Annotated in this window: 28 protein-coding genes; 6 read left to right on the top strand and 22 right to left on the bottom strand. The window is 57.3% G+C overall.

The window, feature by feature from the left end; all coding sequences use genetic code 11:
* Positions 1-30: 30 nt before the first annotated feature.
* Both AB4Z24_RS13150 and AB4Z24_RS13145 read left to right on the top strand, forming a co-directional pair.
* Complete coding sequence (locus AB4Z24_RS13150; RefSeq protein WP_441708773.1) at positions 31-2,181, top strand: EAL domain-containing protein; 2,151 nt, start codon at positions 31-33, stop codon at positions 2,179-2,181.
* 45 nt (positions 2,182-2,226) lie between these two features.
* Positions 2,227-3,099: a PilZ domain-containing protein gene (locus AB4Z24_RS13145; RefSeq protein ID WP_441708771.1), complete on the top strand. Its 873-nt coding sequence runs from the start codon at positions 2,227-2,229 to the stop codon at positions 3,097-3,099.
* Positions 3,100-3,130: 31 nt separating this feature from the next.
* On the opposite strand, the gene AB4Z24_RS13140 is transcribed toward AB4Z24_RS13145, so the two are convergent.
* The 9 genes from AB4Z24_RS13140 to AB4Z24_RS13100 form a co-directional block, all read right to left on the bottom strand.
* Positions 3,131-4,234 carry a diguanylate cyclase gene (locus AB4Z24_RS13140; protein ID WP_441708769.1) on the bottom strand — a complete coding sequence of 368 codons (1,104 nt, stop codon included), beginning with the start codon at positions 4,232-4,234 and terminating at the stop codon, positions 3,131-3,133.
* Positions 4,235-4,518: 284 nt separating this feature from the next.
* A complete protein-coding gene (fliQ, locus tag AB4Z24_RS13135; RefSeq protein ID WP_441708768.1) occupies positions 4,519-4,788 on the bottom strand; it encodes a flagellar biosynthesis protein FliQ in 270 nt (89 codons plus the stop codon).
* Positions 4,785-5,192, bottom strand: coding sequence for a flagellar hook assembly protein FlgD (gene flgD, locus AB4Z24_RS13130; protein ID WP_441708766.1), 408 nt, complete (start codon positions 5,190-5,192; stop codon positions 4,785-4,787). The genes fliQ and flgD overlap by 4 nt, the downstream gene beginning before the upstream one ends.
* Positions 5,189-5,605, bottom strand: a complete 417-nt coding sequence (gene flbT / locus AB4Z24_RS13125; protein ID WP_441708764.1) for a flagellar biosynthesis repressor FlbT — start codon at positions 5,603-5,605, stop codon at positions 5,189-5,191. Before flbT ends, flgD begins: the two co-directional genes overlap by 4 nt.
* Entirely contained in the window at positions 5,605-5,949 is a 345-nt protein-coding gene (gene flaF / locus AB4Z24_RS13120; RefSeq protein ID WP_290995608.1) for a flagellar biosynthesis regulator FlaF, read from the bottom strand. Before flaF ends, flbT begins: the two co-directional genes overlap by 1 nt.
* 41 nt (positions 5,950-5,990) lie before the next feature.
* Positions 5,991-7,046, bottom strand: coding sequence for a flagellar hook-associated family protein (locus tag AB4Z24_RS13115; protein ID WP_441708761.1), 1,056 nt, complete (start codon positions 7,044-7,046; stop codon positions 5,991-5,993).
* A 4-nt stretch (positions 7,047-7,050) separates the two neighbouring features.
* Positions 7,051-8,523: a flagellar hook-associated protein FlgK gene (flgK, locus tag AB4Z24_RS13110; RefSeq protein ID WP_441708760.1), complete on the bottom strand. Its 1,473-nt coding sequence runs from the start codon at positions 8,521-8,523 to the stop codon at positions 7,051-7,053.
* A 29-nt stretch (positions 8,524-8,552) separates the two neighbouring features.
* Complete coding sequence (locus AB4Z24_RS13105; RefSeq protein ID WP_441708758.1) at positions 8,553-9,836, bottom strand: flagellar hook protein FlgE; 1,284 nt, start codon at positions 9,834-9,836, stop codon at positions 8,553-8,555.
* Complete coding sequence (locus tag AB4Z24_RS13100; protein WP_441708756.1) at positions 9,781-10,611, bottom strand: response regulator transcription factor; 831 nt, start codon at positions 10,609-10,611, stop codon at positions 9,781-9,783. Before AB4Z24_RS13100 ends, AB4Z24_RS13105 begins: the two co-directional genes overlap by 56 nt.
* Positions 10,612-10,960: 349 nt before the next feature.
* Between AB4Z24_RS13100 and AB4Z24_RS13095 the strand changes: the two genes are divergently transcribed.
* The 4 genes from AB4Z24_RS13095 to AB4Z24_RS13080 all read left to right on the top strand — a co-directional run bounded on the left by AB4Z24_RS13095 (position 10,961) and on the right by AB4Z24_RS13080 (position 12,586).
* Positions 10,961-11,374, top strand: coding sequence for a PilZ domain-containing protein (locus AB4Z24_RS13095; RefSeq protein ID WP_441708754.1), 414 nt, complete (start codon positions 10,961-10,963; stop codon positions 11,372-11,374).
* Between the two features lie 91 nt (positions 11,375-11,465).
* The gene (locus tag AB4Z24_RS13090; RefSeq protein ID WP_441708752.1) at positions 11,466-11,909 is read left to right on the top strand and encodes a molecular chaperone DnaJ; all 444 of its coding nucleotides are present in this window, start codon (positions 11,466-11,468) and stop codon (positions 11,907-11,909) included.
* Positions 11,910-12,024: 115 nt separating this feature from the next.
* Positions 12,025-12,270 carry a hypothetical protein gene (locus AB4Z24_RS13085; protein WP_441708750.1) on the top strand — a complete coding sequence of 82 codons (246 nt, stop codon included), beginning with the start codon at positions 12,025-12,027 and terminating at the stop codon, positions 12,268-12,270.
* A 181-nt stretch (positions 12,271-12,451) separates the two neighbouring features.
* Positions 12,452-12,586, top strand: a complete 135-nt coding sequence (locus tag AB4Z24_RS13080; RefSeq protein ID WP_441708748.1) for a hypothetical protein — start codon at positions 12,452-12,454, stop codon at positions 12,584-12,586.
* Here AB4Z24_RS13080 and fliK read toward each other — a convergent pair.
* From fliK to flgG, 13 genes are all read right to left on the bottom strand, one after another.
* On the bottom strand, positions 12,583-14,109 hold the full coding sequence (fliK, locus tag AB4Z24_RS13075) for a flagellar hook-length control protein FliK (RefSeq protein ID WP_441708747.1): 1,527 nt from the start codon (positions 14,107-14,109) through the stop codon (positions 12,583-12,585). The two genes, AB4Z24_RS13080 and fliK, sit on opposite strands and share 4 nt — an antisense overlap.
* On the bottom strand, positions 14,106-15,380 hold the full coding sequence (locus AB4Z24_RS13070; protein WP_441708745.1) for a hypothetical protein: 1,275 nt from the start codon (positions 15,378-15,380) through the stop codon (positions 14,106-14,108). The genes fliK and AB4Z24_RS13070 overlap by 4 nt, the downstream gene beginning before the upstream one ends.
* Positions 15,377-16,684, bottom strand: a complete 1,308-nt coding sequence (locus tag AB4Z24_RS13065; protein WP_441708744.1) for a MotB family protein — start codon at positions 16,682-16,684, stop codon at positions 15,377-15,379. The genes AB4Z24_RS13070 and AB4Z24_RS13065 overlap by 4 nt, the downstream gene beginning before the upstream one ends.
* Positions 16,681-17,268 (bottom strand): hypothetical protein, encoded by a 588-nt coding sequence (locus AB4Z24_RS13060; protein WP_441708742.1) that lies wholly within the window; start codon positions 17,266-17,268, stop codon positions 16,681-16,683. Before AB4Z24_RS13060 ends, AB4Z24_RS13065 begins: the two co-directional genes overlap by 4 nt.
* Positions 17,265-18,953, bottom strand: a complete 1,689-nt coding sequence (fliF, locus tag AB4Z24_RS13055) for a flagellar basal-body MS-ring/collar protein FliF (RefSeq protein ID WP_441708740.1) — start codon at positions 18,951-18,953, stop codon at positions 17,265-17,267. Before fliF ends, AB4Z24_RS13060 begins: the two co-directional genes overlap by 4 nt.
* A gap of 196 nt (positions 18,954-19,149) precedes the next feature.
* Positions 19,150-20,100 carry a flagellin N-terminal helical domain-containing protein gene (locus tag AB4Z24_RS13050; protein ID WP_441708738.1) on the bottom strand — a complete coding sequence of 317 codons (951 nt, stop codon included), beginning with the start codon at positions 20,098-20,100 and terminating at the stop codon, positions 19,150-19,152.
* A gap of 227 nt (positions 20,101-20,327) precedes the next feature.
* Entirely contained in the window at positions 20,328-21,071 is a 744-nt protein-coding gene (fliP, locus tag AB4Z24_RS13045; RefSeq protein ID WP_441708736.1) for a flagellar type III secretion system pore protein FliP, read from the bottom strand.
* Entirely contained in the window at positions 21,068-21,553 is a 486-nt protein-coding gene (locus AB4Z24_RS13040) for a flagellar basal body-associated FliL family protein (RefSeq protein WP_441708734.1), read from the bottom strand. Before AB4Z24_RS13040 ends, fliP begins: the two co-directional genes overlap by 4 nt.
* Positions 21,554-21,574: 21 nt before the next feature.
* Positions 21,575-22,306: a flagellar basal body L-ring protein FlgH gene (gene flgH, locus AB4Z24_RS13035; protein ID WP_441708732.1), complete on the bottom strand. Its 732-nt coding sequence runs from the start codon at positions 22,304-22,306 to the stop codon at positions 21,575-21,577.
* On the bottom strand, positions 22,296-22,847 hold the full coding sequence (locus AB4Z24_RS13030) for a MotE family protein (RefSeq protein ID WP_441708730.1): 552 nt from the start codon (positions 22,845-22,847) through the stop codon (positions 22,296-22,298). Before AB4Z24_RS13030 ends, flgH begins: the two co-directional genes overlap by 11 nt.
* Positions 22,844-23,953 (bottom strand): flagellar basal body P-ring protein FlgI, encoded by a 1,110-nt coding sequence (locus AB4Z24_RS13025; RefSeq protein ID WP_441708728.1) that lies wholly within the window; start codon positions 23,951-23,953, stop codon positions 22,844-22,846. The genes AB4Z24_RS13030 and AB4Z24_RS13025 overlap by 4 nt, the downstream gene beginning before the upstream one ends.
* Positions 23,950-24,438: a flagellar basal body P-ring formation chaperone FlgA gene (gene flgA, locus AB4Z24_RS13020; protein ID WP_441708727.1), complete on the bottom strand. Its 489-nt coding sequence runs from the start codon at positions 24,436-24,438 to the stop codon at positions 23,950-23,952. Before flgA ends, AB4Z24_RS13025 begins: the two co-directional genes overlap by 4 nt.
* Positions 24,438-25,226: a flagellar basal-body rod protein FlgG gene (gene flgG, locus AB4Z24_RS13015; RefSeq protein ID WP_441708725.1), complete on the bottom strand. Its 789-nt coding sequence runs from the start codon at positions 25,224-25,226 to the stop codon at positions 24,438-24,440. The genes flgA and flgG overlap by 1 nt, the downstream gene beginning before the upstream one ends.

Below are 25,226 nucleotides of genomic sequence, written 5' to 3'. Positions count from 1 at the left end.
AGCCTTTGGCCGGCCATGGAATGGGGCGGAATGATGCGAGGTTCACCGGCTAAAGGCGTCATGGCTTTCAATCTCGATGGATTCGCCTATCGTGCTCCCAATACAAATAAGGGGCGCAGAAAAAAGACGTCCAGTCCCTATTTCAGCACGAATTCCGATGCGAAGGCTTTTGCGTCTGCGGTCGATCAACTCGGCATCGTCTCTATTGCGGATTCCGAAGGCCGGATCGTCCACGCCAATGCCGAATTCCTACGCGTCAGCGGCTATACCGCGGAAGAAGTCGCCGGCAAGGACCATTCGATACTCAATTCCGGCCATCACCCGAAGGAATTCTGGGCTGACGCCTACGAGAAACTCCGCAGAGGCGAGACTTGGCGCGCGCCGGTAAAGAACAAAGCGAAAGACGGCACTTTCTATTGGGTCGATTCCATCATCGTGCCGCTCAAGAGCAAAAACCGGCAGAGCAAAGGCTTTCTGTCGTTTCAGATCGACATTACGACAGCCGTCACGCTTCACATGGCGCTGCAGGATCGCAATACCCTGCTCCAGGCCGTCGTCGACAGCTTTCCCGGCGGCCTTACTGTATTCGATCGCGACCTTCGCTTGCTTCTGTGCAATCGCAAACAGCGGCAGCTCATGGAATATCCCGATTCGCTCTTCGAGAATTCGCTACCAACACTGGAAGACCTATACCGCTTCAACGCCAATCGCGGCGAATATGGTCCGGGGAACGTCGAAGAGCAGGTACGTAGCCGTCTCGAACGCGCTCGCAAAGGCGAGGCACACACCTTCGAGCGACAACGGCCCAACGGAACGCATCTCGAGATTCGCGGCACGCCATTGCCAGGCGGCGGCTTTGTGACCGCCCATCTCGATGTTACCGAGCGAAAACGGTATCAGGAAACCATCGGGCGGCTCGCACACCAAGATGTTCTGACAGGCCTTCCGAACCGTGCGCTTTTTCAAGACCGCATCCGGCAGGGCTTGAAGCAGGTGCAGCACGGCTCTTCTTTGGCCCTTCATTGCCTCGACCTCGATCGATTCAAGTCCGTCAACGACACGCTTGGCCATCCGATCGGTGACTCTCTGCTCATTGCGGTCGCGGAAAGGCTGCGCGCGGAAATTCGCGAAACGGATACCGTCGCGCGGCTGGGCGGCGATGAATTTGCAATCATACAGGTGGAGCCGCGGTCGATCGAAGAGATCGAGGCTCTCGCAAGGCGCATCATCGGCGCGTTCGCCGAGCCCTTCGTTCTCGAAGAGAATACAGTCTCAATCGGAACGAGCATCGGAATTGCGGTCGCGCCGTCGGATGGTGTCGATGCCGAGCAACTGATGATGAATGCCGACATGGCTCTCTACCGGACCAAATCGCTCGGCAGGGGCACGTTCGGATTCTTCGAGCGTTCGATGCACGAACGCCTGCAATCCCGCCACCAAATCATCATGGGCCTGCGCGAGGCGATCGCAAACAGCAAGTTCGAGCTGCATTATCAGCCTATCGTCAATGTCAAAACGCGTAAGATCGTCGGTTGCGAGGCGTTGATCCGCTGGTCGCATCCGGTACGCGGGCTCATTCCAGCTCACGAATTCATTCCGATAGCGGAGGAATGCGGGCTGATCGGTCAGATCGGTGACTGGGTCTTGAAGACAGCTTGCACCGAGGCGAGCCAGTGGCCCGACGACATCTGGGTCGCCGTCAACATTTCACCAGCCCAGTTCCGCGGCCGGGATCTCATCGATAAAGTCACCAATGCCTGCAGAGGCCTACCGCTCTCGCGGCTGATACTTGAAATCACCGAGACCCTCCTGATGAAAGATCGGGATATTGCCTCTGACACGCTCGAACGTTTGCGCAAGATGGGCGTCCGATTTGCGATCGACGATTTCGGAACCGGCTTCTCGTCGCTGAGCTACCTGCAAAGCTTTCCGTTCGACAAAATCAAAATCGATCGCTCGTTCGTCTCCGACGTCGCAAACCTCAAGCGTTCGGCGACGTTGCGGCGATCGATCATTCAGCTCGGGTACAATCTCGGCATGACCAGCGTCGGAGAGGGCGTCGAGACCGAGCAGCAGCTCGATCGGCTCCGCGCCGAAGGATGCGTCGAGGCGCAGGGCTTTTTGTTCTCTCGTGCCGTACCCGCGGCGAAACTCCGCACTCTATTCTCCAAACCGCTTTGAGAACGTTCATGCCCGGCATTCCTGTGCTGGCTCAATCTGAGAGAGATGACTGTGTTAAGGGCACTTTTAAATTTACCCGATCCGGCCCGGCCATCTTTCCCGCGCACGCGGCTTTCGAACGAACCGGATGAAGGCAACGCCCTCTTCGAAGCGCTCGTCTGTGAATTTCATTGGAGCGCGCTTCAGATTGGCGGCATCACAGGCTGCATGAATGCAAGCTTGGCCTTCGAGCGAACGTGGATGCTTCGATCGTGCAGCAACCTCGTCCCAGTGGAATCGCCCGTCATCAAAGCCGCGCTAGGCACGTGGCAGGAAATCGGGCTTTCGGAAGAAATTACCTCGTCACTCCGCAAGATCTATTTCAATTTGTCTGACGCCAAGAATTTGGCGTTGCCGCTGATCGAGCAGGCCGGAGTTTTTTCCGGACCTCCCATATCCCTCACGAAACTCGAACAAATTACCGCGCTCTGGCGGAAGCTCGCTGAAGACTGCAAAACCGCGGTTGCCCGTCTCGAACCAGAGACGCGCTGGCGTTTCAACGGCATCTACACCGGAAATGCGCTCGTTCTCGGCAAATTTCTTCAAGACGCACTTTCTGGCGGCTTCGGATGCGTCAATCAACACGGTGAGGTCGCAATTCCCGTCCTGCCTCAACGCCGCAAGACACCGAGATACGTTCTGCTGCAGCCCTGCAAGATAAGCGATAAAAGCGGCGGCTCAATTGCCCTTGCACGCGATATCTCAAAAAACGGCATCGGTCTTGATTGCGAGCGAGATTTCCCATTGAAGGAACGGGTGGTCGTCGAACTCCGCAACGGACGAAAAATGAGAGGGACCGTCACCTGGGCCCTCAAAAAGAAGGTAAGCGTTCAGTTTGATGAGCCGCTGGCCGATGACGATCTGCTGATTGCCAGATGAACTTTTGACAATCATTTGCGGCAGAGAATTTCTATTCGTCGGCAATGATACGATTGCGGCCGGCGGCCTTCGCTTCATACAGTTTTGAATCGGCCCGATCCAAAAGCGCGTAACAATCCTCGCCCTGGCGCCATTCTGCAATTCCGAAGGATGCCGTGACTTTCCCGATGGGTTGTCCCGTCCGGTGATGCATCCATTTCTTGTTTTCGAGTTCCCCACGGATCTGTTCTCCGAGGTTCTTGGCGCCTTCGAGCCGCGTCTGCGGCAGCAGTATGATAAACTCTTCGCCGCCGTAGCGTGCCGCGGTATCACGCCCCTTGATGTTCTTTGAGAGAAGCTCAGCAAAACGCCTAAGGATTTCGTCGCCGACCGCATGTCCGAATGTATCGTTGATCCTCTTAAAATGGTCGACATCGGCCATGATCAACGAGAGATAGCCATTTGTATCCGTAGCTGTGGCAACCTCTTTCGGAAGGTAAATCTCCAACCAATGCCGGTTCTTAAGCGACGTGACGGCATCGAGCATTCCTAGCTTATGACTATCGCTAAGGCTGATCCTCAGCTTCTCGATCTGCTGCTGCGACTGCTGCAAGCGGCTATTCAGCTCTCGCACTTCATTTTGAACTTTCTTGTTTTCGCTGATCAGCATCTGAATGATGGCGCGGACGCGTTCCGGCGGCGTCGAAGCGACCAAAGAGCTGCTCACCTTCGCCAACGATTCAGAATGCGAACCGCTGAGCTCAAGATGTTCCTTCAGTAGCCGCACGACGGAGAAAACCTCGTCATCCAGTTCCTGCCCTACCTTTTCCAGGCGCTCGGACAAGCGTTCGTCAATTTGGTTCGGCGCCACGGAAGCCAAGCGGAAAAATTGCAAGGCGCCCCAGGCGAAAGTCGTGCAGCCTGCTGCAACCAGTCCAAACAAAAGCGCCAGGGCAAACGGGTGTGAACCGAGCCGCACCAGCCGGCCGCGCGAATCCACTTCCGCAATTTGCCAAGAGATATCCGATAAGGCCGTCAAGTCGATGTCTGAGCGCATCGAGAGATGCCAGACCAGAAACGTCGAAACGATTCCCACTATGCTGACCAACATGATTATGGCGGAAGACGGCAATTGCTTCAGTGCTAATGCGCTCATAATCCTGCTCAGCTCAAAGTGACGAAGCGTTTTGCCTCGTTGGAAAGGAGATCTGCCCGCGAGAAGTCGCATGCCGGTTTCCGACAGAAACCTTGGGCGGAATTGAGGATAGAGTCGTCATAGTGATTTATTTTCCGACAGCACCAAGCGAACTCACTGCGAAAGCAGAGAAACGACGCTTCGATTTGCGGACACAGTATCTCCGTCTACGGACCATGAGTCGTCGACAGGCGCAATACTCTTTTTGACTATTTATATCGTTTGCATAATTTTATGGGGCACTGTCACTTAAATCCGAGGGCAATTCGCAGATAGAGTTGCTCGGTGAACACTTTTAGAAGGCTGCCGCTGTAGCTGCCTGTCAGCAGAATGATCAGAAAGCCAACAATCAATTTCGGGACAAAGGTAAGCGTCATTTCCTGGATTTGGGTGAGCGCTTGAAAGAACGCTACTCCGACGCCGATCACCATCGCTGACCCGACAACGGGACCAGCCAAGACGATCGTCAGCCAGATCGCCTGTTGCACGATCTCGAGCGCGTCCCCTTCCGTCATGCTTTGTAGCCGATTGTTACGCCTGCGCCGATCGGTACTTCCTTGCCCGTCGTCAGAATCGCCGTTGAGCCGGAAGAATCAATTCGCACCGATTGGATGGTGCCCGTTGTGCCGTCCGGTGCCTTCAGCGTCAGTCCGATCATCGTACTTGCTTGGGAAATATTCGAATTCACAAGAAGCTGATCAAGCTTGGAGTTTGTGTTTATACTCTGCTCGACGGACGAAAACTGTGCAATCTGAGACATGTACTGCGTCGAATCCGTTGGATTGAGCGGATCCTGATTCTGCATCTGTGCGATCATCAACTTCAAAAAATCATTGTAGTTGAGCGTATTCGATTTTGCAGCGGCAGAAGTTGCTGTATCCGTGCTCGTACTGCTGCCGGTCGACGAAACCGTTGTCATGCGACCTCCTTGCTCTGTTCCTGAGGATTCATTTCGGCGGCTTCCACCGGAAGCAGCGATCTGACTTTCTTCAATGCATCGAACGGGCGATCGCTATCGAGCAATTCAGCCGTATCGATCAGTCCCTGCTTCAGAACGCGGTTGCTGATGCTTGCGAGAAGATTGGCGACCGACTCGCGCGCCATTGTCCGTGCCTTCATGTGCAATGAAGGATCCATCAGCATCATCTGGATCATGAAGTACAGCTGCTTGAATGGTGTCGTCGTGTCCTCGGGCTTCATCACATGCTGCTCGAGAAGGAAGATGACGTCATTCATCAGCTCGAGGCTGACCTTACGATCGACGCGCAAGACACCGCCGTTGATGAAGATCCGCTCGCCGGCACGCAACGTGATTTTCAGGCCGCTAGCCATCACAATCCTTCCGCGATGACATTCGAGACATCGATCAGGCCGGCGAAATTCCGCGAGTTGCCCTTGCTGATCGCGTCGGCTTCCTTGAGCATCCAGATGCCGATCGAGATGAGGCTCGCGCGGACTTCATCCGGCAATCCATTCTCAGGCTTCGCGAGATCGTCGAGAAAGAAGCTCCAGAGCCTGTTCAGGAAGAAAATGGCATCGATCGCTTCGCGCGACTGCGGTCCGGCCTGCTCTGCCGACTTCAGCAGCGCTACCGACTGTTCTATTGCCAGCCGCTCGTTTTCGCGTTGCCGGCTGCTCGATTCGATCAGCGTCTCTTCGTATGAGAACTTGTACATCTTCTGCCTTCCGCAAGACCTGCTCTAGATGCCGCCTAAGCTCACGACAGATAGTCCATGATGGTGAGTTTATTCAGCTTGTTCGTGATGGAGTACGCCGCCTGAAGCGCGGTCGAAATATCTGAAAGCTGCGTGGTGATGGTGGCCGGATCGATCTGCTCGAGGTTGTCGATCGATTTCGTGAGAAAGTCGATCTGAGTCCCGATCTGATCGTTTGCGCTCGTAACGCGCTGTTGCGTTACACCAAGGGATGACTGAACTTGAGTGAGCCCGCCCGTTGCGTTGGCGACGAGATCTCGCGCCTTCGCTACAATCACGTCTTGGGTGCCGCTGCTCAGATTTGCAAAACCCAGCCCCGAGATCATCGTGAATGCTTCAGTCAATGTGCGGAAGTTTTTGTCATTCGCCGTCACCGACGTATTGGCTATCTCGGTTCGCGAAATTCGGCTGCTGACAGATTTGTCCGACGCGGACGACCAAGTGCTGGCCCAGCTCGAAGTGGTGAACAGGTTGGAGAACTGGTTATCGAGAAAGTCCTGCATGTCGGAAGGCGAGATGTTCGCGGCCTGGGAGCTGGTGGGACTGAAGCCGAATTTGGCAACAAACGCATTCGTCACGGCCTGCGCTCCCGGGGAAGCAGGGCTGCCGAGGAAGTCGTCCATCGGCTTGACGTCCGAATTGATGCCTGCAAAGAGATACTGGCCATCGAGCGACGTGTTCAGCTGATCCTGCAGGGTCTGCAAGCCGGATTGCGCCGATTGAATAAGCGTGTCGGCCGACCCTGAGGCCGAGCCGCCGTTGATCAAAGCCGACAAGAACGACTGCGTGCTGGTCGCTATCGTTTTCAGCGCCGATTGCGAGGCATCCATGCGGCCCAGAACGAGGTTGTTAGAACTCTTGATCGCCTGAATTTGCTCCAGGTCCTGGCGCATGGAAACGCTGACCCCGGTCGTCGCGCCGAGGGTCACACCGACGTCAGCGTGCCTTGTGGTTGCAAGCTCCTTTTGCGCGTCGACGAGCTGCGACTGCAAACGCGCGATTGATTGGCGCGTTTCAGACGAGAGAGAAGAGGACGATACGAAAGAGCTTGATATCATGATGTCAACCGACTGTCTGGAGGAGCGTTGAGAATATGCTGTCAACGGTGTTTATCAGCCGCGACGAGGCCTGAAAGGTTCTCTCCAATGCGAGAAGGTTGGTCATCTCCTCGTCCAAATTCACACCGGTGTCGCTCGATAGCGCGGTACTTGCCCGATTAGCCAAGGTTTGCCGCGACTCGGCTTCGGCGCTCGCGGACTGTCTTAGCGATTCAAGCCAAGAGACCGAGGATTTTGCGTAATCGGTTACGGATGCCGATTGCGTCAGCTGCGCTGACGGGTCAAACGATCGCGAAGTCCCGAGATTCGTTATGAGCTGCTGAATTCGGTCCGTGAAGGAGGCAGCACCAGTCGAATTGTATTTATAGGCTGCATTGCCCGCAATGCCGCCGTCTCTGATGAGCGTCGCATCCCCACCTTGCGACGGATCGACATTCGGATTGACCTTGATCGAGCCGGCGAGACCCGCCACCAGAGTTCCGGAGGTGGGAATTGCGGGACCGCCGCCGTACGTAAATAGACCGGCTGCTGCAGGCAGTGTCGGCGTCGCGGACTGATCGGTCTCGGCCGTCGCTTCGATCAAGCCGCGGGCGATCTCATCGAGCTGGCCCTGATAGGTGAGGGCGATGTTGTCCCTGACTTCGACCAGACCGGCCAGATTGCCAGAACTGATCGACATCGTATGCGGAGTTCCGGCAATCGGAACGCCGTCGGCATAGATCGGATTGCCAACGGAGCTCGGCCCAAGATTTGGCGTAGCCGCGAATGTTACCTTCCGCGCAGTCTTATCGAATAGCGTTACACCGCTATCGGTGTAGATAGCCATATCGCCGCCCGCACGCGTAACGGTTCGTATGCCGACTTCGGTCGATAGTTGCTTCAGAATGGTGTCGCGTTGGTCGAGCGCATCGGTGATGTCGGCGCCGCTGCCGGTTCCGCTTACGATCGTCTGGTTCAGCTTCTGAAACTGGGAAAGCAGATTGTTGATGTTGGATACCGACGTCGCGATGTCGTTATCAGCCTGATTCCGCATATCGGTCACCGCTTGGGTGGCCGAATTGAGAGACGTCGCCAACTGTTGCGCGGCAGAGACGACCGTCGCCGCGATGGCGCCGTTCTGCGGAGTCGTAGAGTAGTTCTGCAGCGCAGAGCTCAGCTTCGCAATGAGCGCTGCGGGAGACGTGTCGGAATCGGTCTCGCCAACCGTGTTCTCAAGCTGATTCAGCGAAGAGTTGATCACGGTTTGCGTCTGGTTATTGGAATTCGCAGTCAAATACGTGTCGAGCAAAAGTTTGTTTGCAGTACGGGAAATGGAGGCGACGCTGACGCCGCCACCAGGCCCAGTTATGACGTTTGCGACCTTGCGAGTCGCATTGGTATCGTTCACGCGCGCAATATTCTGCGATACGACCGAGATTTGTTCGGAAACAGTCGACAGACTCGAACGCGCGTTGCCGATACTCTGTGTAAGCGTCATATGCTGGGCCTTTACCTTTCAATTCCCCGTCAGCGAACGAGATTTACGAGAACGTCCAGGAGTTCGGTGCCGGTCTGGAATACTTTGGAGTTTGCCGTGTAGTTGCGCTGCGCCTGAACCATGGTCGTCAGCTCGGAAGCGAGATCGACAGTGCTGCTTTCCAACGCGCCAGAGATGACTTTGCCCCGGCCCGCTTCATTTGCGGTGCCAAGTTGCAGGTCTCCGGAACTCTTGTTCGTCGCGTACACGTTGCCCGAAATGGCCGTGAGATTGTCGGGGCTTGCTACGGTCGCGAGAGGAATCTTGAATGCGTCAACCCGCGAACCATCAGCGTAAACAGCCGTGACGATGCCTTCATTGCTGATCTCGAGACGGTCGACAGCGGTCGGTGGGCTACCGTTCGCGCTTGGCGCGTTGGAGCCTGTTTGCGGCGCGTAGTTCGCCGCAAGTTGCGTCATCTTGCTGATGTCGAGAGAGAACGCGCTGCCGTTGGGGATATTGACGGTCAGCGATTGCGGGCTTGTCGTTGTCAGTGTCCCGGTCGTGCTGTCAAACGTCACCGACGTCGTCGCCAACTGCGAGCTCGGCGGGCCCGCCGCATAGGGGAATCCGCCGGATGCCGACGCGCCCGCCGCGTTGTAGACGGTTATTTGCCACGTATTATCGGCGGTTTTGGCGGAATAAACATCAAGCGTGACCTGATGGCCGAGATTGTCATAGGTGACGATCGAGGTCTTGCCGGCGTACGCCGCCGTTGCGGCATTCGCCGCAGGCAAGTTGGCCGCAGGGGTAATACTCGCGTCGGCCGGAAGGTTCACGCCAAACTTGCCGCTCGTCGAAGGTGTTGCCTTCATCCCGAGCCCGCTTGTGCTCACCACCTGCAGTCCGGCAGCGCTGTTTACGACCGAGCTCGAGCTGCCATCTAGGAGGTTGTAGCCCAAGAGCTTGAAGCCCGCGGCGTTTACAAGGTTGCCGTTCTGATCGGGAACGAAGTTACCGGCGCGGGTCAGGAAAGGCGTACCAGCGTCGCTTTGTACCATAAAGAAGCCGTTGCCGCTGACCGCCAGGTCCGTGGGCGATTTCGTATATGTGAAATCGCCTTGCTGCGAGACCATTCGGCGCGCGATGGTCGAAACGGAGCCCGGCACATACTCGGCGACACTTCCTTCCGCGATGAGCGTCGCGAATTCGGTGGATGCTGCCTTGTAACCGGCCGTATTGATATTTGCGATGTTGTCCGCGACCGTACCCATTCGATCAGACTGGACAGACATTCCCGAGACGCTCGTAGTCATTACTCCGTAGAGACCCATCGATATTCTCCTCGTCGCGCATAATGCTCGGGGGCATTAAAGCATCTGGGCCTTGCGTGAGACTGGTTGGCGGCGCGTGCGCGGTCTGCAAAACCTCGTCGATTGCGAAGTCTTTCAGGCGATAACCGAGGAACCGCTGAGAATCGATTGGGTCGTATCCGAGCTTCTGCTTCAATCGCTTCCGAAGCCGGCTGATATGGCTTTCAATGACGTTCTCGTGGATCTCGTCGTTGAATATTCCGTACACGCGATTGAATATCTGCGTCTTGGTGATCCGAGTATTGCGGCTCAGCACGAGGCATTCCAAAATTCGCCGTTCGCGCCTTGGCAAGGGCAGCACGTCGCCGTTAACGATTGGGTCGCGACCGTCGAAGAAGATCCTGATGCCCCCGACATCAACGCATTCGTCGGTGATTTGCATGCGGCGGCGAATGGCGCCACTGCGCGCCAAAATTTCCCTGACATGAAACGGCTTCGCGAGCACGTCGTCGAAACCGAGCGAAAAAAGCTCAAGCGTTTCGCTGAGCGCCCTCGCTTCGATCAGGCCAATAAGCGGCGCACGGCATCGCGACCGAATGCGCGCCGAAATCTGTCGACGGGCTGAAACCGTGCCGAGCAGAAAACCCTCGATGACAGCAACATCCGAGTCGTTGATGAGCTCGAACCATTCGAAGAACTCAGATGGATCTACAGCTGTAGCTGCAATGCCCTCTCGTTCGAAACACGCAACATACCCCCCCGCGACCGTTGAACGATCGTCAAGCACAACGAACATGTTGCCCCCCAGGCCCCGCAAATCATTGGCACTAAAGGGAATACAGTGATTCACGCGAGTTATTAACATTTATTTCATTATTGCTTGCGGCCGAAAAGACACGGCAAATCACTCTGAAGTTACACTCGATGCAGATACATGACTCCGTGCGTTTGTGGCGCTTCGAGTTTAAACGGCAATTCAACTCCGTATAATTTTATTTGTTTCTGTTTCGGCTCCGTAACCTAATTGTTGTTCAATGGAATATGCGATCTCTGCCGCGAACAGGCCAATTCCCGGCCGATAAGCGTTTAGAGACAATTACGTTTTCAATTGCAGCGAAATGAGTGGATTTGTTCAGGTGCGTACTATGAAGCAAACAAAGGTCCGAAAGCTCTTTCGCAATCTGGCAGCAGCCGACGCAATTGCGGAAGATGTTACACCGGACGACCGTCGCGTTACTGCCAGGCACGAAGCACGCCAGCACGTTGCGCTTCGGTTTCGAAAATCTCATTTGATCTGCGATCTCACAGATCTTTCTGAATCTGGCGCAAGGATCAGTGTTCTCGACGGCGTCGTACCGGACGTGGATGAAACCGTATCGTTGACGCTGTTCGACGGCACGGTCGTCGTCGGCAGGGTATCTTGGCTGAAAGATAAGCATATCGGCGTTGAATTTGTTACGCCTGTAACGAATGTCGACGAGCGTCTGGACTTCGAAAATCTCGGACGCGCTTATTACCAGAAGGCGGTCAGGCTGCAGAAATCAGCGCGCCGCCTCTAGGTCGTTCGAAGCTCAGGACTGTCAGCGTTCCGCAAGCCGAATCCCATAGGTTGCCGGGCTTCGAGTGCTCATTTTCCTTCCGGCTATGCCTATGCGATTGCGGACGCCGCTGCCGTCGAGTTTTGATACTTTGATCGACGACTTGATCGCGCGAGAGGACGAACTCGGTCGCGCGCCTCAGCTTTCGCGTAAATTTTCCCTTAACAGCCTGGAAGCTGCATGGGACCTTGCGGCGAGCAAGCGCACCGGTACTACGATCGGCGCCTCCCAGCAGCGCGGCAAGAAATACGGCGACGACGGCGCCGACGATTTCAATCTGGAAGCATTTCTCGATCCTAACAAAATCTTGCTCGAGCTCGGGCTCTCTTCGAACGTCACCGAAGCGGACATTGCAATGTTCCGGCGCGAGTTCGCCTTGCGCAATCATCCCGATCGGGTTCCGGCGGAACTCAGACCGCTCGCAACGCAACGGATGATGATCGCCAACGATCTAATCGACAGATACGTGGCGCGGTTGCGTAAGTCCCAAGGTTAATGACCCGCGCAGAATTTGCTAAAATGCAAATAGCTTTGTTGGCGGTAATGCCATCAATGCTGTGTAAATTCACCCTCACAGACAGCGGGACGATGAAAAGAGTTGAGGGACTAAAATGGAAGACGTACGTGCCGATCTTGGGGCCCTTCATGCTCGCATGGCAGGGATTGGCTCACGTCTAGGCGGCGACTGGGCGGAGAAGCTGGAGCGACAGCTGCATCTCGATCTCGGCACGGCGGAATGCGCCTATTGGCATTCAGGCTATTATCAGGCCCTTGCAGACGTGCTCGACCTGATGACGAAGCCTCAGTCTATCGACGACACCGCGGACATGCCCAATCTGTGCCTTGCGGCCGGCTAGGGTGCAGGAAGTTTCCGGACGGCAGAAACTGATGGAACATTTCGCACTCCTTTTCGAAGGCGAGCCGCTCTTCTGCGAAATGACGAAATTTGAACTGCGATGCGGTTCCGATGTGCGCTTTCAGTTTTGATTTCAGATTTTCACCCGCGCTCCCAACGTAGGTGATCGAGAACCGGCCCAGGTGATCGGTGAAACCGAGCGCGTATGCACCTGGACAATTCTCGGCAAGTTCTTCATCGATCGCATCGGTTGCGAGCGAGAAGGGGCCATGCAGGCCGCTGCCTATCAGTTCCTGCTGCGTCATAACGAGACCTAAATATAAACTGCGCCGCCCGCACGGCCGCTAGCCAAGTCGGCGGACGTCTGCTGCGATTGATCTTGTTGACGGCGTTGCGGCTGGCCGAACGTCGCACCTTCGCGGCGTTGGGAATTCCCGTCCTGCTGACCTGTGAAGTTCGGGCGCGCCTGATCGCCATCGCGCGACGGCGATCCGTTCGCTTGCTGACCACTCGAGTTCATCGCGTTGCTCGATGAAACATCGGTGATCTTCAAACTGGTAACGTCGTAGCCTGCATCCCGCAGACCTCGCTCCAACGACGTGCGATCGTCGTTGAGGATCTTAGCGGTCGCCGCTTTCGAAGCATCCGCTTCAATCTCCAATGCGTTCGACTTGAGACTCATGCGCAACCGCACGGAGCCGAGGTCAGGCGGAGAGAGCGTGAGGTCTAATGATCGCAAAACCGGCGGTGGCGACGGCGCGCGATCCTGAAGATCTGCGACCGTTGTACTTGGATTCAGTTCTTCGGCTTTTCCGGCAAGAGCATCAACGACACCGTTGCGCACTTGCGCCGTCACATTGACCGGGCCTTGCGAGGGCTTGGGATCAACGGACAACATCCTCTCGATAGAATCGGACGACTCGGGTTTCACAATCTTGCGGATCGCCGGATCTCCGGTCGCCGGCTGTTGAAGACGCGGGCCAGTTTGATCCTTATCGGCGAGGAGGGCATCATCGGATGTATTAGCTGACGCCGGTGCCGTGACAGCTTGCACCTGTACGGGCGGCGATGAGTCGTCCGATACGCTAGCCGGTTTTTGGGATGTCTCCGCGACGCGAAACGGCGAGAAGACGCGCTGCGCGGGACTATCCTCGGATTGCACTCCTGAAGCCTGCAAAGCAGCGTCGGCAATGGCTTTATCGTTGAAGTTCCAGTGCGTCTCTTGGCCGTTGACGGTTGCTGGAGTTCGATCCGTCACGTCGGCAAACGCATCCGATTGCACGTCCTGCTGCAGGGGCAGCGTATCCGGCATCGTTACTTCCGCAGTCTTCGGAATATTGTCACTCGGCATCAGACGCGCCTTGGCGTCGATCAATGCGGCAATGCTATCCTGCCGCAAAAGATTGACCGGACGCATGGCGCGTTGCGGACTTTCTGCCGGCTGCTGGACTGTATCGGGTGTCTGCTGCTTGGCGAGAGTGTTGCCGGCAGCGACCGCGGCGATCGCGTTTTGAGGCCAATTATCGCTTCTCTCGACCTTTGCGTTAGCGTTCGGCTCCTGTTGCCCGATGCTATCGATTGTTTCCGCGAACGACGCCTCATCGTCGGCAGATTCGGACTTGCTTTGTTTACGTGGCGACGACTTTTCAGAGCGGCTAACGGCGCTATCGGAATTCGAAGCCGCCTTGGGCTGTGAATGATCATTCTTGACGTCTTGAGCGTCTGACTCGTTATCCCGAGTTTGCCTGTCGTCGTCCCGACGGGAGCTTACGCGGCCACGAACGGACTGCAATAGATGATCGACCGTGCCTGTCGCAGCACCACCAACTGACGCTGTCATTTTCCACTCCGTGCGATGATCTGATCGGCTTCGTTTATAAGAGCATCGGCTTTGCCGAGAACGGCCGCGGCTTTCGGTAGGATCTGATCTTTGGCAATTCCCGGTGCGCCGGTGCCCTGGTGTGCATTTTCTATCTTATCGCCGACGACGGAACTCGCGATGAAGCCCGCGACTTCACGAATTTCCGTATCCTCGTCCGAAAGGCGATCGGCCGTGATCTGATTCAAAGCTTGCAGAGCCTTCCCTGCATCGGCGGAAGGAGCTTCTGCCGCAGCCTGATAGAGACGCGCCTTTTCCAAGTTTTCGGGACTCGCGCCATCGAGCTTCAAGGCTCGCTCGGCGGCCGCGCGTGCGAGTTTCAGTTTGCCCTGGAGCAATGCTTCGCCGGCGATATCGATAAACAACTCCGACGCGTTCAGCATGTCCTTGGGATCGAGGGAATTCGCGAGCGCATCGATTGTTTCGGCATCATCCATATCATTGCGTTTTGCGGTTGCTTCCGCAAAATCGCGAAACAGCTTCCGCGCATAGATGGATTTTCCGAACTCGCGGACGTAGCTCGTCGTCAACATTATCGCTCGATCTTTCCGGCCCATACCGATGAGAAGGGGAATTTCCCTTCGCGCGGCGGCTTCGTCGATTGCAGTATGCGGACAAGCGAGCCTCGCGTCGTCGAGCAGGTCGATCGCCTTTTCGTGATTGTCGTCGAGATAAAGCGATGCGCGGGCGAGCGCGAACGGTCCGACGAGGCTGACATCGAGAGATCTCGGGTCGATCTCCATGAATAACTTGCGCGCGGCTCTGGTCTGCCCTTGAGCGAAACTCACGATGCCAGCGGCCAACTTCTGGTCGGCTGCTCCCAGAGTATCGCTATCAAGCAGCGGGGCGAGAACATGAGCATCGCCGCCGCTGAGGACGTAAAGCAAGCTGGTGCGCACGTTGACGTAGTCTTTCCAGTCGTCGGGGCTGAAGTGACGAACGTCTTGGGCTATGTCGCTCAGCACTCGGGCCTGCTCAGCGAGCGCGGTCCGATCGCCGCGAATAATCCTGTCCTGGATGGCGCCCAACTGCTCGACCTGGCGGAGTGCCTTCTTCCTCGCCTGCATTTCGTTCGACGGCTTTTGTGCATATGAAGGCACGGCATGATCGAGACGAGGTTCGGGCTTATCTTCGCCGAAGATCAGTTCCGGCCGGAAGTAGAAGGCCGAGCCTGCTGCAACGCCGGAGAGTGCGACGACCGACGCTGCAGAGATCAGCGCGAGCCGTTTCATTGCTTGGCCTCTTTTATGAGGATATCGATCCGGCGGTTTTCTGCCGCCAGAGTATCTGATGGATTTTTCGGATCACGGTCGGCGCGACCTTCGATGGCGGTAACGCGCGTTTCCGGGATGCCGCCGCGCACGAGCATGTAATAGGCCATTTGCGCGCGTGCTGCCGAGAGCCGCCAGTTATCGTAATTTGCATTTTTGTAGGCTCGGCTATCGGTGTGACCGCGAACCACGATGGGTCCATCGTGACCGTCCAGAACCTTGCTGATTTTGTCCATTACAAGGACGAGTTCCGGGCGCGGCCTTGCAGAACCCACCTCGAACATGCCGAATGCGGCATCGTCGGTCAGGCTGATGAGCACGCCCTCAGGCGTTGCCTTGACCTCGACGTGCGGCAGGTCGCGTGCCACCGCGGAAATTGCCTTGCTGATGTCGTCTTCGAGCTTCTTCGCGTCTTCGTCTTTTTCCTTTTGCTTATCCTGCTCGTGCGTCTTGTCTTCCTTTTTCGCCTGATCCAGCGTTGCTGGTGTCTGCTTCGCGACGACGTCAGTTTGCTTCGACGTTTCGAATTGGCTCTGCGCCGGCGGAACGGGCGGCGTCTCTTTTGCAGCCCCTTGCGACGGCGGCTTCGCATTGCTCGGCGGCACGGCCACCTTTGCGACTTCGTTCGCTTTGGGTGGAGTTTCCGGAGCCGGTTGGGTCGCCGGCTTCAACGCCGCCTGAGATTTTCCGGCCCTGCGATTGGTGCGATCGAACGGATCGCTAATGTTTCCGTCGGCAGGGCTTGATGCCGTCGTCGGCGCACTGGCTCGTGCTTCGTCCGCAAGCTTCTCAAGCAGATCGCCGGGATTGTCGAAAAGCGCCTGCTCCTTTTGAGCTTCGGAGCTCTTGCCACCAGCGGCAGCGCTCGATTTCTGCGCCGCCTCGTCCATCGCTTCGCCGATCTTTTCTTTGCTATCTTGATCGGCTTGGCGCGTCTGCTTGATATCGATAACCTGCTTTTCGAAGCCTTTTTTTCCTCTCTCCTCCGACGGCTTGGTCGCGGTCTCGGTCAGGTCTTCAAGGCCTTTCGGCGCAGCAAATCGATCCGTCAACCGCATCGGATTGAAATAGGCTGCGACCTGAACGATCGTCTTCTTGTCGGCGGCGTTGATCAGCCACATCACCAAGAAGAAGGCCATCATTGCGGTCATGAAGTCCGCGTAGGCGATTTTCCAGACACCACCGTGATGCGGCTCGTCGGTATTGCGCCGGCGACGAACGATGACCAGCGGCTGCGATGAAACGTCTTCCTGACCGTTGCTCATGATGCCACCGCTTCAAGCGCGGCGACCCACGCGGAAATGTTGACCTCGATTTCGGTTTCTTCGATGTGAGCGCGAATGTCGCTGTTCTCTGTTTCGGAATAGCCGATTTGAAGACCCTCCACCGGCAAGCGTTCGCGAAGATGCACGACGATTTCGGCCGGCGCCTCTATGTGGACTTTCGCGCCTTCGGCTAGCGCGCGCGCAATGGCGTTCTCAAGATCCTGGAGGGCGCGTTCTCGCAATCGTTCGGCGAGCCATGGCCGCAGTAGCGTCGCGACGCGCTCTTCTATGCTCGCCTCAATAAGCTTGGTGACGTTTTCCAAACGTGCCGCCAGGACGTCGGCGCAGTCGCGTTGCCAGTTTTGCTTCTCTTCGAGGAGTTGCTCGGCATGAAGAGACGTCGCCTCCGTCAGCCGAAGCTCTGCGTCGGCCTCCATTTCGGTCCGCCCATCGGCGTGACCGTGGCGATAGCCCTCTTCGAAAGCCGATTTTATCTCGGCTTCATAATCGCGCTCGACGACCGCGTTTTCGCGATCGAAATCAGACAGGAGCGAAAACGCCGAACTGTGAAGTCTCGTCGTCATCCGTTCTTAACCCAATGCTTCAGGATAGCGGTGGCTTGCTCCTCGTCGCTATCGATGATCGCCCCAAGCTTCTCGACCGGGCCGAGCGCAAGAGATCGGCCAAAGGAAAGACCGCTGCCGAAGTCTGAACCCATTGAGCCCATTGAGCCCATTCCGCCTTCTCCGTCGAACGGATTGGCTCCTGGCTCAAGTAGCGGCGATGCCATCTCCGGCATGTCTAGCGGCGCAGTTCCCGTTCCAGTGATGGACGCAATCGGTGAACCGAGCGCGGCAACTGCGGCGGGCCCTTCGACGGCGCTATTTGACAGCAATGTCCGCATGACTGGCCTGAAGCCTGCCATCACCACGATCGCCGCGAGCAGAAGAATCGTCAGAGATTTTATTCCCGTGCCAGCGAGACTCATGACCAGTGGCTGCCATCCTCCGGAGGCGGCATCCGACTCGAACGGCGTCGGCGCGAAGTCGACGGCTGAGACGCTGATATGGTCGCCCCGCTTCTTGTCGATTCCGGCTGCCGAGAGCGCAATTTTCTCGATTTCCGCGACCTGCCGATCGAGATCTTCGGCCTTCGCGTCCTTGCCCATGACTTCCGCGAGACGCCTCTTGTTGATGACCACGGCGACCGAGATGTTATCGACCTTGTAGCCCTCGCTGGTCGTCGAAGCGGACTTCGTGCTGATTTCGTAGTTGGTCGTCTCTTCCTTGCGATCCTGGGCCTTTTTCGCCTGGTCCTTGTTCGGTGTCGCTTCACCCGGAATATTCTGCTCGACGCTTACGTTGGTTTTTGAAGCGTCCTGCGAGCTCTGCGCCTCTTTGATGACCCTGGTCGACCGCTCGACTTTGCTCTCCGGGTCGAAGTTCGTTTCGCTCGTCTGGCGCTTGTCGAGGTTCAGGCGGGCGATCGCGCTGACTTGGAAATTGTCCATGCCCAAATAGGGCACCAACGTGCGGCGAACACTGTCTTGGATTTGTTGAGCGACGGTCCGTTCGAGTTCGAGCATCTGCACGGGTGCATCACCAGTCGCGCTTTTGCCTCCTCCGAGAATGGTTCCGTCGGTGCCGATGACCTGCACTTCTTCCGGCGACATTTCCGGAATTGCAGATGCCACCAGGTGTTTGATCGCGGGTGCCGCAGCAGCATCGCCGGCGATGTCGGTTCTGATCACGACCGAGGCCGACGGGGACTGCTTCTTGACGCGCAGCGCATTCTGGTCGGGAAGAAAGATATGCACACGGGCAGCGCGGACGCCCTTCAGATACTGAATGGTGCGCGAAAGCTCGCCTTCGAGCGCCCGGACTCGGGTGACTTCCTGCATGAAGGAGGTCAGACCCAGAGCGCCAAGCTTGTCGAAAAGCTCGTAGCCTGCGGTTTGACTTCCCGGCAGGCCTTTTTCGGCAAGGAGGGCACGTGCCTGAGCCGTGTCACCAATGGGAACACTCAGCTTCGTGCCGTCAGTGCTGGTCTCGAAGGCGATGCCCGCTTCCGTCAGCACAGTGCCCATACGACTGACGTCGGACGGCGTCAGTCCGACATAGAGTGTGTCGTAGGCAGATCGCGAGGCGAAATAGCTACCGATCGTTATGAGCGCAAAAACGAATGCGCCGGCAACGCCGAGGGCTATCAGACGCTGCCGCCCTAGGCCTTTCAGACTCTGAATTAAATTTTCGAATTGACGCCAATCCATCCCTGGCACCCTACCGGCAAAGTTAGATGCCAACGGTAGAGAGGGAACCTTGTGCAGAGGTGACGGGGCGGCTGCTCCGGATCCAGCGCGGTTGGCGGATCGTTGCTCGGAATGCGGTCCGTATGGGGCGCCAGTCAGTCCCGACTGGGAGGAGGCAAGGAGGGCTCGGCGCCCGATAGGCGCCGAGCCTTAGTCATTAGCGGAAGAGCGAGAGGATGCTCTGGCTCGACTGGTTAGCAATGCTGAGTGCCTGAACACCGAGCTGCTGCTTGACCTGGAGTGCCTGCAACTTCGTCGACTCTTGGTTCATGTCGGCATCGACCAACTGCGAGACACCCGTGGTGATCGTATCCCTCAAAGACGAGATAAAGCTCGTCTGCAGGCTGATACGTGTCTGGGCTGCGCCGAGGTTCGTGGCCGCCGAGGTCATCTCCTGGAACGCGCTATCGACGCCAGCGATGTACTGGGTCAGCGTCGTCTGGTCAGTCGAGCTGTCCGTGAGCTTGCTGATGTCGATGTTCATGACCGACGTGCCGCCGGTCGTCACGATTGCACCCGTCGTACCGCGCTGCGAGTCGAGGATGCCGCCGGCGGCGCCGCTTGTCGCGGTCGAAGCGTCGAACAAAACCGACTTCGAGGTATCAACGGAGATCGTGCCGATCGAAACGGCACCCGACGTCGTACGAGCAAACGAGGAAACGATCGCCTTTGTCGCGCTGTAGCCCGAAACTGACGAGTCGACCGAAACCCAGTTCTGGCCGGAGAAGTTCGCCGTATCAGCGATGCCCTTCAGCTGTTGCTGAAGCTGCGTGATTTCCGACTGAACCTTGGTGCGATCAACGCCCGGAGCTGCGGCCGCCGTCAGCTTTTGCTTGATCTGGCTGACGAGCGTGATGCTCTGGTTAAGCGCGTTGTAGGCGACGTCAACGGTGCCTTTGCCGAGGCCAAGCGCGTCTTGAACCGTCGAGAGCGCGTCGTTGTCAGACCGCATGGTCGTCGCGATCGACCAGTAGGCGGCGTTGTCCGAAGCGGAAGCAACTTTCAAGCCGGTCGAGATCTGATTCTGCGTCGTCAGCAGGTCTTTGGCGGTCTGCTGCAATGACTGAAGCGCCGTCATTGCCGAAATATTGGTATTGATACTGCTCATGCCCATGTCCCTTTGTTCCTTCTACTCGGCACTAAATAAGCGCACGCACACTGGGGACATGCCGGGTCTTCCGGCTTAACAGATCGGCATCATGCCTGTGGTGCAGGTGTCGGCAACCACTCCGTTATCAAACTTGAAATAGCTGAGAGTTATTTCCCAATTGTTACTTTTAGGGGCCTAATCGTTAATCGCCGCCTTAGGCGATGCACTTAACACTGTTCGCCCGGTTAGGCGAACGATTTAACCAACGCACCGACGAGTAAACTCCACCCGTCGACCAACACGAAGAACAAAACCTTTAACGGTAGCGATACCACCGTCGGCGGCATCATCATCATGCCCATCGACGTCATGATCGTCGCGACGACGAGATCAATGACGAGGAACGGCAACGTCACCAGAAACCCGATTTCGAATCCGCGACGAAGCTCCGAGATCATGAAAGCCGGAACGAGTACGCGCAAGTCGTCTGATTCGATTTTATTCTGCTCGCCGAAGCGTTGTGATGACATTTCCTGAAAAAGTGCAAGATCTTTGTCGCGCACGTTGGCTTGCATGAAGGCGCGAAACGGCGCAGTCGTCCGCGTATAGCCATCCTGCTGACTAATTTTGTTCTCGACCATCGGCTTCACGCCTTCGTCCCAGGCTTTCTGCAGCGTCGGCGCCATGACGAACAGCGTCATGAACAACGCCAAGCTCACCAGGATGAGATTGTTCGGCGTCGTCTGAAGTCCAAGGCCAACCCGCAAAAACGAAAATGCGATCAAGAAGCGCGCGAAAGACGTCACCATCATCAGCAGACCAGGGGCGACCGAGAGGACGGTCATCACCACCAGAAGCTGGACAATACGGCCCGAGACGCTCGCATCACCGGCTGGGAACAATGTCTGCAGGTCTATCGTTTGCGCAAACGCGGTGCCGGACGACAGTGACAAAGCGGCTATTGAGGTGAGAATTCTACGAGCTGTCATTCGAGAACCAAGCCGCCGATCAACAGACCCAAGATGGCGCCGCGGCCGCGAACTCTGGCGCGGTCGTCGAGCTGCTCACGCAAATTCTGAAATCCCCTGACGCCCTGAATATCGGATACGCTGAGCCCTTTTAAATAGGCGATCACATCTTCCTTCACTTCATTCTTGAGGGTGGTCGTTTCGGGAGTTCCATGCGCAACGACGATCGAGATATCGAGGCGAACCCTGCTCCTCGGCTCAGTCTCGAGGTCTGCGATAATAGAGGAAATTTCAACCGCCAGCGCATCGCCCGGAAACCGGCCAGGCACCACCGAGGACTTCTCTTCGACGTGACCAGCCTGAGCGGCCGGTGTGCTCGCGCCGTTTGGCATGACGAAATAGCCGAATGCTCCGCCACCGCCGACGCCGATGATTGCCGCCGCAAGAGCGGACTTCACCAGATCCGCGGCGCCGCCTGAAGTTTCGCTTTTTTCTGTCGCCACCGCCAACGCCCCTGACTTTGCCTAGAACGGAGCCACGACGTCGAGTATCTGCTGGCCGTACGCTGGCTGCTGGACCTCCATCACCCTGCCTCGGCCGCCGTAGGAAACGCGGGCCTCGGCAATCTTTTCGTAGGAGATCGTGTTGTCGGTTGCGATGTCGCGGGGGCGAATCACACCTTGAACGTTCAGCACGCGAAGCTCGAAATTGACCCGCACTTCCTGTGAGCCGCTGATCACGAGGTTCCCGTTCGGAAGAACCTGACTGACGACAGCGCCCACGAGGAGGTTGATACTTTCGGATCTTGCGATGGAACCTTTCGAATCGGTCGATGTCGTTCGATTGAGATTGCCGTCAAGTTTTCCCGATCCGGCAGGCCCGGTGCCCCCGAAACCGAAATCGAAGTCCGCGGATGACTTCAGACCGACGCTCGCGTCGCGCGAGCGGTTCAGGTTGTTATCGAGAGAGGCTTTGTCGTTGATTTGAATCTTTACCGTCACGACGTCGCCGACGTGCAAGGCACGGGCGTCACGGAAGAGATCGGCTCCGGCATCCTGCCACGTCGAATTCCCGGAGTGGTAGGCGACGGGCGTAACCGGAAGATCGACATGGGCTGTCCTGTCCGGCGCCAAGCCGCTTCCGACCGGCGACAACGTCGGCTCGCGACCGATTTCGCGCAATTGGTCAGCGCATCCCGTGAGCAACAAAGTGAGCGATACGATTGCCGGCGTCGCCCAACGTATATTATTGCGCATCGGCCTTACGCTCCGGATGAACCGCCACTTCTCCCGCGCCCGCTATGACTGCCGATAATCGGGCCGCCTTCGCCACTTCCATTTCGGTCATGATGAGGCTTGAGGCCTTCGGCGTAAGCTTCGACATGATGGCCGCGGCGACCATCTCGTCCATCGCTGCGAGCTGCGCTGCAGCGGCATCCGGCTTCATTTTGCTGTAGATCTGAACCAGAGACTCCGTCGCGCGCGCAGTGAAGTCCTCGCGCATCTTAATCCAGCCTTTCAGGACTTCGGCCTTCTCGGCAAGAACGGCGATCCGGTCGTTGAGCTGCTTCTGTGCTTTTTCCAGGTTGCGCGTCTGTTGCGCGATCTGGGCAGCGGTCGCCGCATCCATGATGCTCGAGCAATACTGTTGCGCCGGGCTGAGCTCAGGCGCATTCGGCTGCGGCACCTGCAGAACTTCCAGCTCGTTGCTATCGGGCTTTGCCTCGTCGGCGGCGACAATCGGCGCGAAGAGAAAGAGACCGAGGAGGACCGGCGCGAAGCTCGTGAACGATCTCATTGAACCACCAGCTCGGCTTGCAGCGCGCCTGCCGTTTTCATCGCCTGCAGGATTGCGATAATTCCGAGGGGCTTCAGACCCATCCTGTTGAGGGCGGTCACGAGCTCACGCAAGTTAGCGCCACGAGCGATCTGTACGTTGCCGCCCGCTTCGTTGACATCGACTTGCGTATCGGGAACGACGACTGTTTCACCCCTGTTCGAGAACGGCGCAGGCTGCGAAACCCTGGGCGTCTCGGTCACGCGCACGGTGATGTTGCCGTGGGCGACAGCAACAGTTGAAATACGGACTTCGCTGCCGATGACGATCGTGCCGGTTCTCTCATCGATAACGACGCGTGCGGTTTGATCGGGATCGACCTCAAGCTCGCCGATCTCAGCGAGAAGGCGCGACGACAGCATGCGCGGCGGCTTGCGAACCATCACCGATTGCTGATCTTTCGAGCGCGCAATCGGCATTCCATAGCGATCTTTGGCGAAGGCGTTGATGACGTCCATTATGCGGACGGACGTTGTAAAGTCTGGGTTGCGGAGCTTGAACTCGAGCGGCATGTCCTCCTCGAAGCCGCCTGGCGCGTCCTGCTCGACGATGGCGCCGTCCGGAATCCTGCCGCGCGTCGGAATTCCCGACGTTATGGATTCGGCGGCGCCCTTCGCGAGATATCCTGAAATCGTGACCTGGCCTTGGGCGGCTGCGTAGATTTTTTGATCCGCGCCAGCGAGCGGCGTCATGATGAGCGCGCCACCGGCCAATGATTTGGCGTCGCCAATCGATGAAACGGTAACGTCGAAACGCGAGCCCTTCGAAGCAAACGGCGGGAGCTCAGCTGTGACCATGACGGCCGCGACGTTGCGCGTCCGCGGCTCATACTGCGATCCGCGAATGTTCACGCCCATGCGATCCAGCATCGCCTGTACCGACTGCTGCGTGAACGGCGAATTTCGGAGCGTATCTCCCGTGCCGTTCAGGCCGACGACCAAGCCGTATCCGACGAGCTGATTGACGCGGATGCCTTTCAGGTCGGTGATATCCTTGATGCGCGTGCCGGCTTCGGCCGTGTGCGCCAGGCCTAGAAAAAAAAAGAAGAGTGCAGCGGCCAATCTCATTGATCGTCCACCGTCAACGTCTGATCCGGCTTGATGCGCGCCTTGATTATCAGGCCCGTATCCGGATTTCGCACATTTATGATTTCGCCGGCCGAACCCGATTGCAGCGGGACGCCGACGCCGACGATCGATACGAAGCGCGACTCATAAGTGAGCTTGTACGTTTTGCCCTGTTTAATGAGATCCTGCGTTCGAACCGCCGATCCTGGAATGAGTTCTCCCGGAAGCAAGGTGCGGCGGGCAACCTTGCCAAGAAGCTCTCCCGAATCTTCGCCAAACACGGGCGGATTGTTCGGTGCGACCAACAGTCGGCGCTCCACAAGCGCTTCCGTTGTGATGACGTCTCCCGGATAGATGACAGCGCGGGGAACGAAGACCGTGCGGCCGCCTTCCTTCGCGTGCGCGACGACGGCCACTGCGCAAATGGCAAGCAGCGCCGCTGCCGCGAAGCAGAGCCCTTCCCGCACGTTGCGCGCCGTCTTCATCAGCGAATGTCCTTTGTGATGACGCTGTACATATCGGAGGCTGCGGTGATCACCTTGGAGTTCATCTCGTAGGCGCGCTGCGCCGAGATGAGCTCTGTGATTTCCTTCACCGGATCGACGTTGGAGCTTTCGAGATAGCCCTGCTGGATCGTTGCAAAGCCGACGTCGCCAGGGCTGCCGATAACGGGTGTTCCCGATGCGGGAGTTTCCTGAAAGAGATTGCCGCCAAGCGCTGCAAGCCCAGTCTCGTTCGCGAAATTGGCGAGCGACAATTGACCGAGAAGCTGCTGTGTCCCGGTCGCGCCGATGACCGCATACACTTGGCCGGTGGAGTTGACGATCACATCGGTTGCGGTGTTCGGTATCGTGATACTCGGAATGACGAGATTGCCTTCGAGCGTGATGAGCTGTCCCGTTGCGTTCTTATTGAAAGCGCCGTCACGGGTGTACAGAATCTCGTTGTTCTCGCCCTGGACCTGGAAGTAGCCTCGGCCGTTCAGAGCCAAATCGAGCTTGTTATTCGTCGAAGCCAGGGGGCCCTGCATCGAAAGGCTACGGATGGCGACGGTGCGAGCGCCGAGACCAATTGCGTTAGCTTCCGGAATGATGGTGTCGTCATCGCGGGCGGCCGTTCCGGCGGCGCGATCCGTCTGGTACAGCAAGTCGGCAAATTCCGCGCGCGAGCGTTTGAAGCCGGTCGTGTTGATGTTTGCAACGTTGTTGGCAATGACTTCAACGTTGGTTTGCTGTGCGGACATGCCGGTCGCAGCAATTGAAAGCGCTCTCAT

The organism is Hyphomicrobium sp. 2TAF46 (assembly GCF_052114865.1).
Lineage (GTDB): Bacteria > Pseudomonadota > Alphaproteobacteria > Rhizobiales > Hyphomicrobiaceae > Hyphomicrobium_B.
The sequence above is the reverse complement of the archived record's forward strand: the minus strand, read 5'-3'. Positions and strand labels throughout refer to the sequence as shown.